The sequence below is a fragment of the Streptomyces sp. NBC_01232 genome (assembly GCF_035989885.1).
Classification (GTDB): domain Bacteria; phylum Actinomycetota; class Actinomycetes; order Streptomycetales; family Streptomycetaceae; genus Streptomyces.
In genome coordinates this window covers 4,783,754-4,800,503 of the sequence record NZ_CP108518.1, presented here as the reverse complement: position 1 = coordinate 4,800,503, position 16,750 = coordinate 4,783,754, and the positions used below count along the sequence as shown (strand labels likewise).

The 16,750-nt window shown below is 71.2% G+C and carries 19 protein-coding genes; 12 read left to right on the top strand and 7 right to left on the bottom strand.

What is annotated here, in order from left to right:
• Positions 1-13: 13 nt before the first annotated feature.
• Entirely contained in the window at positions 14-1,741 is a 1,728-nt protein-coding gene (lysS, locus tag OG444_RS22185; RefSeq protein WP_327263824.1) for a lysine--tRNA ligase, read from the bottom strand.
• Positions 1,742-1,922: 181 nt separating this feature from the next.
• On the opposite strand from lysS, the gene argS reads away from it, so the two are divergent.
• The 4 genes from argS (at position 1,923) to OG444_RS22165 (ending at position 5,362) form a co-directional block, all read left to right on the top strand.
• Positions 1,923-3,692, top strand: a complete 1,770-nt coding sequence (gene argS / locus OG444_RS22180) for an arginine--tRNA ligase (protein WP_327263823.1) — start codon at positions 1,923-1,925, stop codon at positions 3,690-3,692.
• Positions 3,693-3,814: 122 nt separating this feature from the next.
• Positions 3,815-4,162 (top strand): DUF6247 family protein, encoded by a 348-nt coding sequence (locus OG444_RS22175; protein ID WP_327263822.1) that lies wholly within the window; start codon positions 3,815-3,817, stop codon positions 4,160-4,162.
• Positions 4,159-4,449 (top strand): hypothetical protein, encoded by a 291-nt coding sequence (locus OG444_RS22170; RefSeq protein WP_327263821.1) that lies wholly within the window; start codon positions 4,159-4,161, stop codon positions 4,447-4,449. Before OG444_RS22175 ends, OG444_RS22170 begins: the two co-directional genes overlap by 4 nt.
• 115 nt (positions 4,450-4,564) lie before the next feature.
• The gene (locus OG444_RS22165; RefSeq protein WP_327266885.1) at positions 4,565-5,362 is read left to right on the top strand and encodes a VOC family protein; all 798 of its coding nucleotides are present in this window, start codon (positions 4,565-4,567) and stop codon (positions 5,360-5,362) included.
• Here OG444_RS22165 and OG444_RS22160 read toward each other — a convergent pair.
• Positions 5,331-5,765 (bottom strand): ATP-binding protein, encoded by a 435-nt coding sequence (locus tag OG444_RS22160; RefSeq protein WP_327266884.1) that lies wholly within the window; start codon positions 5,763-5,765, stop codon positions 5,331-5,333. The genes OG444_RS22165 and OG444_RS22160 overlap by 32 nt on opposite strands.
• Before the next feature lie 179 nt (positions 5,766-5,944).
• Here OG444_RS22160 and OG444_RS22155 point away from each other — a divergent pair, with 179 nt between their 5' ends.
• Positions 5,945-6,730 (top strand): helix-turn-helix domain-containing protein, encoded by a 786-nt coding sequence (locus OG444_RS22155; protein ID WP_327263820.1) that lies wholly within the window; start codon positions 5,945-5,947, stop codon positions 6,728-6,730.
• Entirely contained in the window at positions 6,727-6,906 is a 180-nt protein-coding gene (locus OG444_RS22150) for a DUF397 domain-containing protein (protein WP_327263819.1), read from the top strand. Before OG444_RS22155 ends, OG444_RS22150 begins: the two co-directional genes overlap by 4 nt.
• An 11-nt stretch (positions 6,907-6,917) precedes the next feature.
• Here OG444_RS22150 and OG444_RS22145 read toward each other — a convergent pair whose 3' ends face one another.
• Positions 6,918-7,679, bottom strand: a complete 762-nt coding sequence (locus OG444_RS22145) for a TetR/AcrR family transcriptional regulator (protein ID WP_327263818.1) — start codon at positions 7,677-7,679, stop codon at positions 6,918-6,920.
• A gap of 100 nt (positions 7,680-7,779) precedes the next feature.
• Here OG444_RS22145 and OG444_RS22140 point away from each other — a divergent pair, with 100 nt between their 5' ends.
• Both OG444_RS22140 and OG444_RS22135 read left to right on the top strand, forming a co-directional pair.
• A complete protein-coding gene (locus OG444_RS22140; RefSeq protein WP_327263817.1) occupies positions 7,780-8,715 on the top strand; it encodes an ABC transporter ATP-binding protein in 936 nt (311 codons plus the stop codon).
• 5 nt (positions 8,716-8,720) lie between these two features.
• A complete protein-coding gene (locus OG444_RS22135; RefSeq protein ID WP_327266883.1) occupies positions 8,721-9,467 on the top strand; it encodes an ABC transporter permease in 747 nt (248 codons plus the stop codon).
• A gap of 62 nt (positions 9,468-9,529) precedes the next feature.
• On the opposite strand, the gene OG444_RS22130 is transcribed toward OG444_RS22135, so the two are convergent.
• Together OG444_RS22130 and OG444_RS40800 are read right to left on the bottom strand one after the other, a co-directional pair.
• Positions 9,530-9,802, bottom strand: a complete 273-nt coding sequence (locus OG444_RS22130; protein WP_109778371.1) for a DUF1876 domain-containing protein — start codon at positions 9,800-9,802, stop codon at positions 9,530-9,532.
• A 76-nt stretch (positions 9,803-9,878) separates the two neighbouring features.
• Positions 9,879-10,610, bottom strand: a complete 732-nt coding sequence (locus OG444_RS40800) for a GbsR/MarR family transcriptional regulator (RefSeq protein WP_401273573.1) — start codon at positions 10,608-10,610, stop codon at positions 9,879-9,881.
• Positions 10,611-10,879: 269 nt separating this feature from the next.
• Between OG444_RS40800 and OG444_RS22110 the strand changes: the two genes are divergently transcribed.
• Genes OG444_RS22110 through OG444_RS22100 form a run of 3 tightly spaced genes read left to right on the top strand, consistent with a single transcriptional unit; the run spans position 10,880 to position 13,307 of the window.
• The gene (locus OG444_RS22110) at positions 10,880-11,545 is read left to right on the top strand and encodes a DUF4097 family beta strand repeat-containing protein (protein WP_327263816.1); all 666 of its coding nucleotides are present in this window, start codon (positions 10,880-10,882) and stop codon (positions 11,543-11,545) included.
• A 20-nt stretch (positions 11,546-11,565) separates the two neighbouring features.
• On the top strand, positions 11,566-12,525 hold the full coding sequence (locus OG444_RS22105) for an ATP-binding cassette domain-containing protein (RefSeq protein WP_327266881.1): 960 nt from the start codon (positions 11,566-11,568) through the stop codon (positions 12,523-12,525).
• Positions 12,522-13,307, top strand: a complete 786-nt coding sequence (locus tag OG444_RS22100) for an ABC transporter permease (protein ID WP_327263815.1) — start codon at positions 12,522-12,524, stop codon at positions 13,305-13,307. The genes OG444_RS22105 and OG444_RS22100 overlap by 4 nt, the downstream gene beginning before the upstream one ends.
• A gap of 129 nt (positions 13,308-13,436) precedes the next feature.
• Here OG444_RS22100 and hemB read toward each other — a convergent pair whose 3' ends face one another.
• Both hemB and OG444_RS22090 read right to left on the bottom strand, forming a co-directional pair.
• Positions 13,437-14,438 (bottom strand): porphobilinogen synthase, encoded by a 1,002-nt coding sequence (gene hemB, locus OG444_RS22095; protein ID WP_327263814.1) that lies wholly within the window; start codon positions 14,436-14,438, stop codon positions 13,437-13,439.
• A 112-nt stretch (positions 14,439-14,550) separates the two neighbouring features.
• Positions 14,551-15,615: a saccharopine dehydrogenase NADP-binding domain-containing protein gene (locus OG444_RS22090; RefSeq protein ID WP_327263813.1), complete on the bottom strand. Its 1,065-nt coding sequence runs from the start codon at positions 15,613-15,615 to the stop codon at positions 14,551-14,553.
• A 154-nt stretch (positions 15,616-15,769) separates the two neighbouring features.
• Between OG444_RS22090 and OG444_RS22085 the strand changes: the two genes are divergently transcribed.
• Positions 15,770-16,720, top strand: coding sequence for a GlxA family transcriptional regulator (locus OG444_RS22085; protein WP_327263812.1), 951 nt, complete (start codon positions 15,770-15,772; stop codon positions 16,718-16,720).
• Positions 16,721-16,750: the final 30 nt, after the last annotated feature.

The following is a 16,750-nucleotide window of genomic DNA, read 5'->3' as shown; positions in this document are numbered from 1 at the left end:
AGCCCGGGTGGGCTCAGACGGCGAGCAGCTTGCGCACGCGGTCCGCGCCCACTGCCAGCAGCAGCGTGGGCAGTCGCGGCCCGGTCTCGCGGGTCACGAGGAGCCGGTACAGCAGGGCGAAGAACGTCCGCTGCGCGACCTTGAGTTCCGGCGTCGGCTTGGCGTCGGGCTCCAGCCCGGCCATGACCTTCGGGACGCCGTAGACGAGCGTGGTCAGCCCGTCGAGCGACCAGTGCGAGTCGAGGCCGTCGAGGAGCAGCCGCAGCGATTCGCGGCCCTCGTCGTCCAGGGACGACAGCAGCTCGGTGTCGGCCTCCTCGCGTACGAGGGTCCGCTGGTCGGCCGGGACCTGGGTGGTGATCCAGTTCTCGGCGCGGTCCAGGCGCGGCCGTACCTCGTCGAGGGAGGTGAGGGGCTGCGTCGGGTCGAGGTCGGTCAGGATGCGCAGGGTCTGCTCGTCGTGGCCGGCGGTGATGTCGGCGACGGAGGCGAGCGTCCGGTACGGGAGCGGGCGCGGGGTGCGCGGCAGCTCGGCGGCGGCGGTGCGTACGGCGCGGGTGTGCGCGGCGGCGTCGGCGGGCAGCACGGAGCCGTCGGCGACCTTGGCCTCCAGCTTGTCCCACTCGTCGTAGAGCCGCTGGATCTCCTGGTCGAAGGCGATCTTGAAGGACTGGTTGGGGCGGCGGCGGGCGTAGAGCCAGCGCAGCAGCTGCGGCTCCATGATCTTCAGCGCGTCGGCCGGGGTGGGGACCCCGCCCTTGCTGGAGGACATCTTGGCCATGCCGCTGATGCCGACGAACGCGTACATCGGTCCGATCGGCTGCTCGCCGCCGAAGATGTGCACGATCTGGCCGCCGACCTGGAAGGAGGAGCCGGGCGAGGAGTGGTCGACGCCGGAGGGCTCGAAGATCACGCCCTCGTAGGCCCAGCGCATGGGCCAGTCGACCTTCCAGACGAGCTTGCCGCGGTTGAACTCGCTGAGCTTGACCGTCTCGGTGAACTCGTCCTCGGTGCAGACGTAGGTCATCTCGGTGGTCTCGTCGTCGTACGAGGTGACCTTGGTGAAGTCCTTGCCGCACTGGCCGCAGTACGGCTTGTACGGGAAGTAGCCGCCCTCGCCGGTGCTGCCGTCGTCCTCGGCGGCGGCGCCGGAGCCCTCGGCGGCCTCCAGCTCGGCCTCGTCGACCTGCTTCTGCTGGGGCTTCTTGCCGCCCGGCTTCTGCTTGGTGCGGTACTGGTCGAGGATGGCGTCGATGTCGCCGCGGTGCTTCATCGCGAACAGCACCTGCTCGCGGTAGACGCCGCTGGTGTACTGCTCGGTCTGGCTGATGGGGTCGTAGTCCACGCCCATCTCGGCCATGGCCTCGACGAAGACGGCCTTGAAGTGCTCGGCCCAGTTCGGGTGCGCGGACCCGGCCGGTGCGGGCACCGAGGTCAGCGGCTTGCCGATGTGCTGGGCCCACGACTCGTCGATGCCGGGCACGCCCGCGGGCACCTTCCGGTACCGGTCGTAGTCGTCCCACGAGATCAGGTGGCGGACCTCGATGCCCCGGCGGCGGATCTCGTCCGCGACCAGGTGGGGGGTCATGACCTCGCGGAGGTTGCCCAGGTGGATGGGGCCGGAGGGGGAGAGTCCGGACGCGACGACGACAGGTTTGCCGGGTGCTCGGCGCTCCGCCTCGGCGATGACCTCGTCCGCGAAACGGGAGACCCAGTCGGTCTCGGTGCTGCTCTGAGCCACGACACGTCCTTCTATCCTCGAATGCTGGCTTCAGCCATTCTCCCAGACGGAACAGGACGCTCCGGGGTTGCTCGGCGGACGTGGTTATCCCGGGAAAGGGGCAGCCCCCTCGTGGGATACTCGGCACTTGTCGGAACAACCAAGTGCACCCACCGGCACAACCTCACAGGAACGGCAGCTCATGGCCTCGGTCCCCTCCCTCGCTTCTTCCGTCAATCAGCGCGTCGCGGACGCCCTCGTCTCCGCCCTGCCGGAGGCCGGTGCCGCGGACCCGCTGCTGCGACGAAGCGACCGGGCCGACTTCCAGGCCAACGGCATCCTGGCGCTGGCGAAGAAGGCGAAGGCCAACCCGCGCGAGCTGGCGACGACCGTGGTCGAGGGCATCCCGACCGGTGACCTGATCCAGGAGATCGAGGTCTCCGGCCCCGGCTTCCTCAACATCACCATCACCGACCGGGCGATCATCGAGACCCTCGCCGCCCGTGCCGGCGACGACCGTCTCGGCGTCCCGCTCGCGGCGAACCCGGGCACCACGGTGATCGACTACGCGCAGCCGAACGTCGCCAAGGAGATGCACGTCGGGCACCTGCGCTCCGCCGTGATCGGCGCGGCGATGGTGGAGATCCTGGAGTTCACGGGCGAGAAGGTGGTCCGTCGCCACCACATCGGCGACTGGGGCACCCAGTTCGGCATGCTCATCCAGTACCTGCTGGAGCACCCGCACGAGCTGGACCACAAGTCGGACGCGGAGGTCTCCGGCGAGGAGGCCATGTCCAACCTGAACCGCCTCTACAAGGCGTCGCGCGCGCTCTTCGACTCCGACGAGGAGTTCAAGACGCGGGCCCGGGCCCGGGTGGTGGACCTCCAGGCCGGTGACCCGGAGACCCTCTCCCTGTGGCAGCGGTTCGTCGACGAGTCGAAGATCTACTTCTACTCCGTCTTCAACAAGCTGGACATGGACATCCAGGACCCCGACGTGGTCGGCGAGTCCGGGTACAACGACATGCTCGTGGAGACCTGCAAGCTCCTGGAGGAGTCGGGCGTCGCCGTCCGCTCCAACGGCGCGCTCTGCGTGTTCTTCGACGACGTCAAGGGCCCGGACGGCAACCCGACCCCGCTGATCGTGCAGAAGTCGGACGGCGGCTTCGGCTACGCGGCGACCGACCTGTCGGCGATCCGCAACCGGGTCGCCGAGCTGGGTGCGACCGAGCTGATCTACGTGGTCGACGCGCGGCAGTCCCTGCACTTCAGGATGGTCTTCGAGACGGCGCGCCGGGCGGGCTGGCTGAACGACGGGGTCAAGGCCGTCCAGCTGGCCTTCGGCACCGTGCTCGGCAAGGACGGCAAGCCGTTCAAGACCCGTGAGGGCGAGACGGTCCGGCTGGTGGACCTGCTGGACGAGGCCGTGGAGCGGGCGACGGCGGTCGTGCGCGAGAAGGCCGAGAAGGTGGGCCTGACCGAGGCGGAGATCGTCGAGAACGGTCAGTACGTCGGCATCGGCGCGGTGAAGTACGCCGACCTGTCGACCTCGGCGGCGCGCGACTACAAGTTCGACCTGGACCAGATGGTCTCGCTGAACGGCGACACCTCGGTGTACCTCCAGTACGCGTACGCCCGGATCAAGTCGATCCTGCGCCGGGCCGGCGACCGCAAGCCGGTCGCGCACCCGGAGCTGGAGCTGGCGCCGGCCGAGCGCGCGCTGGGCCTGCACCTGGACCACTTCGGCGAGCTGATCGCCGAGGCGGCCGCGGACCACGCCCCGCACAAGGTGGCCGCGTACCTGTACCAGCTGTCGTCGCTGTTCACGACGTTCTACGAGCAGTGCCCGGTCGTGAAGCCGGAGCCGGAGCTCGTCGTCGGCGAGAACCGCCTCTTCCTGTGCGACCTGACCGCCCGCACCCTGACGAAGGGCATGTCCCTCCTGGGCATCCGCACCCCCGAGAAGCTCTGATCTCCTCGCCTGCTCCACGCGACGGCCCCCGGCGCATCCGCCCCGGGGGCCGTCGCGTTCCCCGGCCGCGGCCGGACCCCGACGGCTAGGGTGGACGTGTCCGATCCGAGGAGGAACCGGAAATGACGACCGCGACACCTGAGCCCGGCGGGTCCGTGCCGCCGATGCCGGAGTACACGCCGAAGGCGTTGCGCGCCGCCATAGCCGCCCACGCTCCGGCGCTGCTGCCCGACTTCGACAACGCCTGGCGGCAGCAGATCGCCGACGCCTACGACATCGCACCGGTGCCCGCGTTCATGGCCCGCTGGTGGGGCGAGTACGCCCTCGCACGCGACCCCGGGCTGGACCGCCATGTCAGCGATCTCGAAAAGCGGGCGGCCGAAGCCACGGACGCCGAAGCGGCCCGCAAACTCCTCGACGAGGCCTCTCGCATCCGCCACGAGCTGCGCGAGCGGGAGCCCGGCGAGTGAGCGAAGAGTTCACCGGGCCGCCGTGGGCCGTGGACTGTACGCAGGACGCCGAGAAGTACCGGCTCGGTCTGCCCGAAGCTGCCCGCGAGGCGCTGTGGGAAGTCCTCTTCGTGCTGCGCACGTCGCACGCCCCGTACCGCGGGGAAAACGTGGAACCCGCACGGTCCACCGTCCCCCGGGGCCCGCACATCGCGTACTTCGACGGCTTCCGCGGCTGGATCCGTTTCACGTTCCTCCCCCGGGTGGCCGAGCCGCAGATCGTGGTCGAGGAGATCTTCTGGCAGTAGGAGCGGGCAGCGCGGTCCAACTGTTCACCCGTACGGCTCGATTCGGGCCGTACGGGCCGGGTAGGGGACGGCCCGTCCTTCCCCGCATCCGCCACCGGAGGCATCCGTGCCCGACATGAACGGCCCCTACAAGCCCGGCACTCCCTGCTGGATCGACCTGATGGCCCCCGACCAGCAGGCCGCCCTCGACTTCTACTGCGGCCTCTTCGGCTGGCAGGGCGAGGTCGGCCCCGCCGAGCAGGGCGGCTACTCCGTCTGCACCCTCAAGGGCCGGCCCGTCGCCGGCATCATGAAGGCCATGAACCCGGACGGCACCGTCCCCGACCCGATGCCGCCGACCGTGTGGACGACGTACCTGTCCACCGACGCCATCGACCCCACGATCAAGTCCGTCACCGACGCGCACGGCACGGTCCTGATGGGCCCGATGGACGTCATGGACCTCGGCCGGATGGCCGTCGTCGCCGACCCGACCGGCGCCGTGGTCGGCCTGTGGGAGCCGGGCTCCTTCGACGGCGCGGGCATCGTCAACGAGCACGGGGCCCTCGTCTGGAACGAGCTCAGCACGAGCGACGTCCCCGCCGCGGCCGCGTTCTACTCCGCCGTCCTGCCGGTCTCCACCGCGGCCTCGACGATGCCGGGCGCCGAGGGCTACACGGAGTTCAAGGCCGCCGGCCGCGCGGTCGGCGGGATGATGAACCTGGACAAGGCTCCCCCCGGCACTCCCCCGCACTGGCTGCCGTACTTCCACGTCGACAACGTCGACGAGATCCAGGCCGCCGCCGTGGGGGCCGGGGCCACCGCCCTCGCCCCCGCCTTCGACATGGTGGCGGGCCGCATGGCCGTTCTGGCCGACCCGCAGGGCGCCCCCTTCGCAGTGATCACGGCGACGATGCCGGAGCAGCCCGCGTAACGCGGCCGGGCGCACGGGGGACGCCCTCCCCGTGCGCCCTCCCCGTCCGGAACTCGCACCAGACGACCTTCCCGGGGGTCCGCGCCAGCACCCCCCAGTCGTCGGCGAGCGCGGCGACGAGGGTGAGGCCGCGCCCGTGCGGCCGCCCGGTGATCCGGGACAGCCCGGGCCCGCTGTCGTGCACCTCGATGCGCAGGGTCGCGTCCTCGAAGCCGAACAGCCGCAGCAGGTACCCGCGGCCGGACGGGACGCCGTACCGCAGGGCATTGGTCGCGAGCTCGCTCACGCAGAGCAACATGTCGTCGAGGCGGTCGACGGCGCCCCACGCCTGCAAGGTGTCACGTGTGAACTGGCGCGCAGCTGGGACGGTTCGGGGCGAGCGCGGGTGGAGCCGCTCACGCACGAGGGCCGCCTGAATAGTTGGATTCACAGGACGATCGTCGCGTTGCGTGACTAGCGTGTGGCCGGGCGCGGACCCGTACTCCTCGATGAGTACGGGTCCGCGCGGGGTATTGCGCCTGCGCGGGTGGGGAGTTCGCTGTCATGCCACCGAGGAAACGAGTACGGCCGAACGCGACGACCATGAAGATGGTCGGAGCGATGGTGGCCGCCGCCCGCATCGCCAAGAACCTGACCCAGAAGCAACTGGGAGAGCTCGTACGGCTCGATGCGGAGACCATCGCCTCCATCGAACAGGGCAGGCGTGCCCTGATGCCGAATGTCGCCGAGCTGATGGATCTCCACCTGGGCCTGCCGGGCCTGCTGACGGTGGCGGCGCTGGAACTACCCGAGATCGACACGACACCGCCCTGGGCCGAGGAGTACTTGGCTCTTGAGCTCAAGGCCATCACCCTGTCCTGGTACGAAGGCCAGCGGGTGCCGGGGCTCCTCCAAACGGAGGGCTATGCCCGGTCCCTTTTCAGGTGCCGAGTACCGGCGCACCCCTCGGAAACCATCGAGGAGCTGACCGCCCGCCGCATGGCCCGGCAGGAGATCCTGCACCGCAAGACGCCACCGACCCTGAGCTTCATCATCTGGGAGCCCGCCGTCCGCCACCGCATCGGCGGCCGGGAGGTCCACGGTGAGCTCCTCCGCCACTTGCTCGCCTGTACGGAACTTCCCGACGTTTCCATCCAGGTGATGCCGCTGGACCAGTCCGCCCACGCAGCCCTCGACGGCCCCTTCATCCTCCTGGAAACCCCCACCCACCAGCACCTCGGATACTCGGAGAGCCAGCGTGGCAGCAGGCTCATCTCAGACCCCGAGGAGGTCAGCATCATGGCTCGCCGGTATGCGATGCTGCGGACTCAGGCCCTCAACACCGTCCAGACACAGGGCCTGTTGGACCGCCTGCTAGGAGAGCTATGAGCACCGAACTGAAGTGGTTCAAGTCCAGCCACAGCGGCGGCGACGGCGATGCATGCCTCGAAATGGCCACCGGTCCGGACACGGTCCACGTCAGGGACTCGAAGGTCCAGGACGGCCCCGTCCTGGAGCTCACCCCGGCGAGCTGGGCGCAGCTGACCGGCTGGGTCAGCCGGTAGCACCGGCTCTGTCAGCGAACGGCCCGCTCGGCGATCAGGTCCGCCAGGCCGTCCAGGATGCGGGTCAGGCCGAAGCCGAACTGGAAGTCGGGCTCGCCGGCGCCCGAAAACGCGTCGGATTCCAGTAGCCGCGTCACGGCCGGGTGCGTGTCCGGGCCGGTCATCAGCCGCAGGGTCCGCAGGTACTGCGCCATCACCTGGTCCGGGGCGGCCCCGGACTTCACGATCGCGTCGATCATGTCCGCCGCCATGGTGGCCTCGTTCCGGACCAGGCCGCCGATCAGGATGATCGTGGAGAGCTTCTCGCCCTCCTTCAGACCCGTGCCGGCCATCGAGGCGAGCCCGCGTTCCATCCAGGCGAGCTGGTTCGGGCTGACGGGTGCCCCGGTGAGCGGGATGCGCAGGATCCAGGAGTTGGCCATCAGGACGGCCCGCTGCGCGTACGCCCACTCCGAGAGCAGCTCCCGCCAACCCGCGCCTTCGCCGGCGGCGACCGGCGGCGGGGCGCCGACGCCCGCGTCCGACATCAGGATGTAGAGCTCTTCCTTCGCCGTGACGTACCGGTAGAGGGACATCGTCGAGACGCCCAGCTCCTTGGCCACCCGGCCCATGGAGACGGCGTCCATGCCCTCACTCGCGGCCAGCGTCACGGCAGCCTCCACGATCTTCGGCAGCGTGAGCGTGGGGCGCGGCCCCTTGCCGGGGCGTTCGCGCAGGCCCCAGGCCATCTCCAGGCTCGCCGGGAGCCCGGTCTCGCTGTCCTCTTCCGCCATGACCGCCCACTCCTCGATTGACCCCCATCCTAGTTCTGTGTATTACTTACACAGAAGAGCGTAAGGCATACGCAGAAACGGCGAAGGGAGCACCGTCCCCATGACCGCACACGCCTCCGGCGGCCTCGGCATCCACGCGACCGGCCTCACCAAGTCCTACGGCGACCTCCGCGTCCTGGACGGCATCGACCTGCCCGTCCCGCGCGGCAGCGTCCTCGCCCTCCTCGGTCCCAACGGCGCCGGCAAGACCACCACCGTCCGGATCCTGGCCACCCTCACCGCCGCCGACTCCGGCACCGTCCGCATCGCCGGGCACGACACCGCCACCGAACGCTCCCGGGTCCGCGAACTGATCTCCCTCACCGGCCAGTTCGCCGCCGTGGACGAGCTCCTGACCGGCGCCGAGACCCTGCGCATGATGGGCCGCCTGGCCGGGCTCTCCCCGCGCGCCGCGCGCAGCCGTGCCGACGAGCTCCTCGCCCGGTTCGGCCTCACGGAAGCGGCCGGCCGCACGGCGAAGACGTACTCGGGCGGTATGCGGCGGCGGCTCGACCTCGCCGCGAGCCTCGTCTCGCGCCCCGAGGTGATCTTCCTCGACGAGCCGACCAACGGCCTCGACCCGCGCAGCCGCCAGGACGTGTGGGACCTCGTAAGGGAACTGCGCGCCGACGGCACCACCGTCCTGCTGACCACCCAGTACCTGGAGGAGGCCGACCGGCTCGCCGACCGCGTCGCCGTCCTCGCCGACGGACGGATCGCCGCCGAGGGCACGCCCTCCGCCCTCAAGTCGCGCGTCGCCGGCCACCGGCTGGACCTCACGCTGACGGACCGGGCCGCCTACGACACCCTCAGCCCGCGCGCGGTCCACCGCGCCCCGGACGAGCTCACCCTCGGCCTCGCCACCGACGGGAGCGCCTCCCACGTCCGGGCGCTGCTCGACGAACTCGACCCGGACCGCACCGCGGTCGACCGCTTCACCCTGCGCAGCGCCACCCTCGACGACGTCTTCCTCGCCCTGACGGGAGCCCACCGATGACCGCCATGCCCGTGAGCGCCTTCGCCCTGGCAGGCCGCAGCCTGCGCATCAGCAGCCGCCGGCCCGACGCGCTGATCGCCGCGTTGATGCTGCCCGTCATGCTGATGCTGATCTTCGTCTACTTCTTCGGCGGGGCCATCGACACCGGGACGGCGTACGTGACGTACGTGGTCCCTGGCGCCATGCTGCTCTGCGCGGGGTTCGGCGCGGCCTCCACCGCCGTCAGCGTCAGCGAGGACATGACGAACGGGGTCATCGACCGCTTCCGCTCCCTCGACATCGGCGGCATCCCGATCCTCGCCGGGCACGTCGCGGCCTCCGTGGTGCGCAACCTGATCTCCACCGCCCTGGTCCTCGCCGTCGCCCTCGCGATCGGCTTCCGGCCCCAGGCGGGCCCGGCCGCCTTCCTCGCCGCGGCCGCCCTGCTGCTGACGTACATCACGGCGATCTCGTGGCTGGCGGCCGCGCTCGGGCTGCTCGCCAAGTCACCGGAGGCTGCAGGCGGGTTCACCTTCCTGATGATGTTCCTGCCGTACCCGTCCAGCGCGTTCGTCCCCATCGAGACGATGCCCGGCTGGCTCCACGGCTTCGCCGACCACCAGCCGCTGACCCCGGTGATCGAATCCCTGCGCGCCCTGCTCCTCGACCAGCCCGCCGGGGACGCCCCGTGGATCGCCCTGACCTGGTGCGCGGCCATCACGGCCGCGGCGGTGACCCTGGCGGGCATCCTCTTCGGCACCCGGACCCGCTGACCGCTTCCCGCCGAGCGACCCCGGGGGAGCCGCTCGGCGGGAAGCCGAAGGAGTTCTGCCGCTCAGCGGTTGAGCGGGTACGAATGACGGCCCGTCGCCTCGTCGATCTCGGCGTGGGCCTTCTGCAACATCTGCGACGCGAGATCCATGAGCGCGCGAGCGCCCGCGATCTCTTCCCCGACCCTCAGCTGCTCCGGGTCGGAGGGATGGCGCAAGGCATAGCCCCGCGCCTTGATCTCGGAGCCGTCCCCGAGCCTGACCAGGGCCGCCGCACTGGTGCGGTGGCCCTCCTCGGTGAATTCGAGCTCCACATGCCACCCGACGAGCGTGGCCATGGTGCATCACCTCCAGGAGGTCACCCTCCCTCCAGAGTGCGCCCGCGGCCCGTACGACGCGAGCCGGGAGCCGGGCTCAGGCCTCGTCGTCCGGGGGTGTCGCGGGCTTCGTGTGGAGGACCGCGCGGGCCTGTTCCGCGGCGCGGGTGATGCCCTCGGAGACGAAGTCCATGAAACGGGCGATGTTCTCCAGGCGGTTGGCGGCCGGGGTGTCGGGGCCGAGGATGCTCACGCCCTGGCGGGCGGTCGCGATGATCTGCTCGTTGACACGGGCCGAGGCGATCGTCGCCTGGTACCAGACGTCGTCGTCGACGAAGTACCGCTCGCGGCGGCGTTCGTCGCGTTCCCTGCGGACGAGGCCCTGGCCCTCCAGGAACGTGATCGCCTTGGAGATGGACGCCGGGCTGACCTGGAGGCGCTGGACGAGTTCGGCCGCGGTGAGGCTGCCCGAGTCCGTTATGTACAGGCAGGCCATCACCCGGGCCATCATCTTCGGCGTCCCCGCCCGGACGAGGACGTCGGTGAACACCTCCTCGTACTCGCGCACCGCCTCGGCGTCGCGCCCGTGGGCCTGCGGAGGCGCCTCGGCTCCTCGGGGCACGGGCTGCCTGCGGTGGGCGCGGCGTTCGGTGGCGCGGTGGGCCAGGTCGGCGCGGTAGCCGTTGGGGCCGCCGTTGCGCATGACCTCGCGCGAGATCGTCGAGGTCGGACGGTCCAGACGCCTGGCGATCTCGGCGTACGCGAGGTCGTCGGCCAGTCCCAGCGCGATCTGCTGGCGTTCCTGCTGGGTGAGCCTGCCTCCCGGCATCGCGGTCTCCTTCGTGATCGTCCGTGGTGGTCCGTAGTAGTCCGTGGCGTCCCCCACTATAGCGTTCACCTCCATTTCATTGCAACGAACAACACCTCGCTTGTTGCGTTAAGCGCGAAACCATTGCAATGAAATTCAGCCTCCGACCTGCAGCTTCTGCATTGATACGCAACGAGTGCGTTGCCAGAACATCGAACGCAACGTAGCTTTTCACTCATCAGAAACGGCAGGGCGCACGGAGCGCCCGCCGCGGAAGAAGGAGAATCACCATGCAGAAGTTCGCCACCCCGACCCCGGTCACCACCGTCCTGGACATCCCCGCCGGACGCATCCGGTTCATCGCCGCCGACCGGGCCGACACCACCGTCGAGATCCTCCCCGCCGACGCCTCCAAGGGCCGCGACGTCAAGGCCGCCGAGCAGACCACCGCCGCATACGCGGACGGCGTCCTGCGGATCGCGGCAGCGCCGGCCAAGAACCGCATCCTCGGCAACTCCGGTTCCGTCGAGGTCACCGTGCAGCTCCCCGCCGGCTCCCGCATCGAAGCCAAGGCCGCCAGCGCCGAGTTCCGCGGCGTCGGACGCCTGGGCGAGGTCACCTACGAAGCCGCCCACGGCACCGTCAAGCTCGACGAGACCGCCGGCGCCCGCCTCACCCTCCAGGCCGGCGACATCACCGTCGGCCGCCTCGCAGGCAACGCCGCGATCAGCACCCAGAAGGGCGACCTCCACATCACCGAGGCCACCGGCGGAGACCTCGAACTCTCCACCCTCTCCGGCGATGTGAACGTCGGCGCCGCCCGCGGAGTCTCCGCCTCCCTCGATGCCGGCACCACCTACGGCCGCATCCACAACACCCTCAAGAACAGCGGCGCCGCCGGCCTGACGATCCGCGCCACCACCGCCCACGGCGACATCACCGCCCGCAGCCTCTAAGGAGAACCGACATGACCGGCATGAGCGACCTGGCGATCGCGGCGAACGGGCTGCGCAAGTCCTACGGCGACAAGACCGTCCTCGACGGCATCGACCTGGCCGTCCCCGAAGGGACGATCTTCTCCCTGCTCGGCCCGAACGGCGCCGGCAAGACCACCGCCGTCAAGATCCTCTCCACCCTCGTCACCCCCGACGCCGGCGACCTGTACGTCGCCGGCCACAACCTGGCCACCCGCCCCCAGGCGGTCCGCGCCTCGATCGGTGTCACCGGCCAGTTCTCCGCCGTCGACGGGCTGATCACCGGCGAGGAGAACATGCTCCTCCTCGCCGACCTGCACCGCCTGTCCAAGCACGAGGGGCGGCGGGTCACCTCCGAACTCCTGGAACGCTTCGACCTCGTCGAAGCCGCGAAGAAGCCCGCCTCCACCTACTCCGGCGGCATGAAGCGCCGCCTCGACATCGCCATGACCCTGGTCGGCAGCCCGCGGATCATCTTCCTCGACGAACCGACCACCGGCCTCGACCCGCGCAGCCGCCACACCATGTGGCAGATCATCCGCGAGCTCGTCACCGGCGGCGTGACCGTCTTCCTCACCACCCAGTACCTGGAGGAGGCCGACCAGCTCGCCGACCGCATCGCCGTCCTCAACGACGGGAAGATCGCCGCCGAGGGCACCGCCGAAGAACTCAAGCGCCTCATCCCCGGCGGACACGTCCGGCTCCGCTTCACCGACCCGGCCGCCTACCGCTCCGCCGTCCTCGCCCTGGGCGAGGTGACCCGGGACGAGGAGTCCCTCTCCCTGCAGATCCCCAGCGACGGCAGCCAGCGCGAGCTGCGCGCCGTCCTCGACCGGCTCGACGCGGCCGGCATCGAGGCGGACGAGCTGACCGTCCACACCCCCGACCTCGACGACGTGTTCTTCGCCCTCACCGGCGGCGGCACCCGCATCCCCCACCAGACCCAGGAGAACGCCCGATGAGCTCCCTCGCCCTCGCCGCCCGCGACTGCTCCACGATGCTGCGCCGCAACCTCCTGCACGCCAGGCGCTACCCGTCGCTGACCCTGAACCTGCTGCTCACCCCGGTGATGCTGCTCCTGCTCTTCGTCTACATCTTCGGCGACGTGATGAGCGCGGGCATGGGCGGCGCCGGCCGCTCCGAGTACATCGCGTACGTCGTCCCCGGCATCCTGCTGATGACCATCGGCAGCACCGTCATCGGGGCCGCCGTGTCCGTGTCCACCGACATGTCCGAAGGGATCATCGCCCGCTTCCGCACGATGGCGATCTACCGCGGCTCCGTACTCATCGGACACGTCGTCGGCAGCGTCCTGCAGTCCATCGCCAGCGTGGTCCTCGTCGGCGCCGTCGCCGTGGCCATCGGCTTCCGCTCCACCGGCGCCACCGCCCTGGAATGGCTCGCGGCCTTCGGACTGCTCTCGCTCTTCGCCCTGGCGCTCACCTGGATCGCCGTCGGCATGGGCATGGCCAGTCCCAACGCCGAGGCCGCCAGCAACAGCGCGATGCCGCTGATCCTGCTGCCGCTCATCTCCAGCGCCTTCACCCCGATCGACGCGATGCCGGGCTGGTTCCAGCCGATCGCCGAGTACCAGCCCTTCACACCCGCCATCGAGACCCTGCGCGGCCTGCTCCTGGGCACCGAGATCGGCCACAACGGCTGGCTCGCCCTCGCCTGGTCCATCGCCCTGATCGCCCTCGGCTACCGCTGGTCGACGGCGAACTTCAACCGCGACCCGAAGTAACCGGCATGACAGCACGGCCCGTTCCGCCCCAGGGCGGCGTCACTCCGACACCCGGTCGGCGTACGCCGCCCCGTCGGCGTTCCCGCCCGACCGCCCACGCGACCGCCCGGCAGGCCGCCCGCCACAGCCTCAGCGGGTCTCGCGCAGCCAGCCCGCCACCTCGGTCGCCCAGTACGTGAGGATCGTGTCGGCGCCGGCCCGCTTGATACCCAGCAGGGTCTCCAGAATGGCCCGGTCGCGCTCGATCCAGCCCTTCTCCGCCGCCGCCTCGATCATCGCGAACTCACCGCTGATCTGGTACGCCGCCACCGGTACGTCCACCGCCTGCGCGACCCGGTGGAGGATGTCGAGGTAGGGACCGGCCGGCTTGACCATCACCATGTCCGCACCCTCCTCCAGATCGAGGGCCAGCTCCCGCAGCGACTCCCGGGCGTTCGCCGGGTCCTGCTGGTACGTCTTGCGGTCGCCCTGCAGCGAGGAGGCGACGGCCTCGCGGAAGGGACCGTAGAAGGCGGAGGTGTACTTCGCCGTGTAGGCGAGGATCGAGACGTCCTCGTGCCCGGTCTCGTCCAACGCGTCACGGATGACGCCGACCTGCCCGTCCATCATCCCGCTGGGCCCGACCACGTGGACGCCCGCGTCCGCCTGGACCTGCGCCATCTCCGCGTACCGCTCCAGCGTCGCGTCGTTGTCGACGCGCCCGTTCTCGTCCAGCACACCGCAGTGGCCGTGGTCCGTGTACTCGTCCAGGCACAGGTCCGACATGATCACCAGGTCGTCCCCGACCTCGGCCTTCACGTCGCGGATGGCGACCTGCAGGATCCCGTCCGGCTCGGTGCCCGCCGTGCCCAGCGCGTCCTTGTTCTCGTCCGCCGGGACACCGAACAGCATGATCCCGGAGACCCCCGCCTCGACCGCCTCGACGGCGGCCTTCCGCAGCGTGTCCCGGGTGTGCTGCACGACGCCCGGCATCGCGGAGATCGCCAGGGGCTCGCTGATGCCCTCCCGGACGAACGCCGGGAGGATCAGGTCCGAGGGGTGCAGCCGGTTCTCCGCGACCATCCGCCGCATCGCCGGGGTGGTGCGCAGCCGGCGGGGCCGCGAACCGGGGAAGGATCCGTACGCGCTCATCTTCAGTCGCCTCTTCGAGCATCGACAGCAGTCCGGACAAGGGTAGAGCCCGGCTCCCCCGGGCCCGGGCGCCACCCGCCCCAGGGGGTGTCCTGCCGATCGCGCCGGACGGTCAGTGCGCGAGCTCCACCGACAGGTACGGGGCCAGCGCCCGCAGGAAGTCCGGGGCGTCGAACATCGCCGCGGCCGAGGCCACACCCGTCGTCCGGGTCCGCCCGGACAGGATCCGCTCGACGGCCTCCACCGCCAGGGGCGCGGTGACGGCGTAGATGTCCCGGCCCCGGGCCGTGGCCCGGCGCTCGGCGCCGCCCGCACGGACCAGGACGTCGACGACGAAGGTCTGGTCCGAGCGGCCGAGGTCGTCGACCGCCTCCGGCGCCGGTGTGTCCGCCCCGGCGAGGTCCCGCGCCGCCTCCACCGCCATGTAGGTGCGCACCTCGGGCACGGCCACGTGACTGGGCACCGTGACGACGTCGGCCATGGTGAACTCCGCGATCACCTTCCGCCGGCCCAGCGGCTCCGGGAAGAGCCACTCCTGCTCCGCCGGCTCGTCGTCGTGGTACTGCAGCGCGCCGCCCGTGAACCGCACCCGGCGGCCCGCGCGGCGCTCGTGGGACACCGCACCGGCCTCCCGCGTGCCCGCCGTGGGCTGCCAGCTGCTCAGCCCGTACGCGACGTGCACCTCGTCCGCCGCGGTCCGCTCCCCCATGGCCGCGCTCACGAGCAGGTCGCCCAGGCCCCCGTAGAAGGCCATGGCCGGCACCACGGGCACCTCCGCCTTGCCGGCCGCCACCGCGTGGTCGGCGAACATCGCCGCGTTCGCCTCGATCTCCGCCGCGACGTCGACGTACGGGATCCCCGCGCGCAGGGCCGCCTCGACGACCGGGCCGCCCGTCACCGCGAACGGTCCGGCGGCGTTGATGACGGCCGCCGCTCCGGCGAGGGCACGGTCCAGGGAGGCCGGGTCGTCCACGGTGGCCGGGCGGACGAGCACGTCCGCGCCGCCGTCGGCCGCCAGCGCCTCCAACTGCGTCGCGCTGCGACCGGAGACGACGGTGGCGATGCCGCGCCGGCGCAGCTCGGCCACGATGAAACGACCGGTGTGTCCCGTCGCCCCGTAGACCACCACCGCGCCCGCCGCAGTCGCCCTGTCCCTCGTGCCGTCCACCGTGTTCATCGCGTTCTCCCCGTCCCCTGTGTCAGCTGCGTCCGCTGCGGCCCGTGCGCTCTGTGCGCTCTGTGCGCTCTGTGCGGCTCGATGAACCCAGTCTCGGGGCGGTCCGGGCCCGGACGTGAGGGTCCGGAACGACAGCACCCGTACACTTTCGGACATGCCCACCGTCGCCCTGGCGGCCGCCGGTCACCTGCTGCACTTCGAGCTGGCGGTGGCCCACGAGATCTTCGGCAATCCCCCGCCCGACGCCCCGCAGGGCTGGTACGACGTACTGCTCTGCGGCCCCGGCCCGCTGCGCGTCGGCCCGTTCACCGTCGAGCCCGACCACGGCCTGGAGCACCTCGCCCGGGCGGACACCGTGATCGTGCCCGCCTGCGCCGACATCGACGAACCTCCGCCGCCCGAGCTGGTCGACGCCGTGCGCGCCGCCCACGAGGCGGGCGCCCGCATCGCCTCCCTGTGCACCGGTGCCTTCGTCCTGGGCGCCGCGGGCCTCCTCGACGGCCGCCGGGCCACCACCCACTGGGCGCACGCCGCGGAACTGGGCGCACGTCATCCACGGGCCGAGGTCGACCCCGACGTGCTCTACACGGACAACGGCAGCGTGCTCACGGCCGCGGGCAAGGCCGCCGCCGTGGACCTGTGCCTGCACCTGGTCCACCTCGACCACGGCGCCGCCGTCGCCAACGCCGTCGCCCGCCGTCTGGTCATGCCTCCGCACCGGCCCGGCGGCCAGGCCCAGTTCGTGGCCACCCCGGTCCAGGCCAGCGGCGGCGACCACCAGCTCGCCGACCTCCTCGCCTGGGCGCAGCAGCGCCTGGACCGGCCGCTGACCGTCACCGACATGGCGCGCAGGGCCGGCACGAGCCCGCGCCACCTCGGCCGGCAGTTCCGGGCGGTCACCGGCCGGACGCCACTGCAATGGCTGCTGACCCAGCGCGTGCGCCGCGCCCAGGAACTGCTGGAGGCCACCGACGACACCGTCGAGGCGGTCGCCGTCGCCACCGGCATGGGTACGGCCACCACCCTGCGGCGCCAGTTCAAGCGCGTCGTCGGGGTCCCGCCCGACACCTACCGCCGCGCGTTCCGCAGCGCGAACCCGGCCTGACCGCGGCCCAGGCGCCCCGTCCGGGCACAA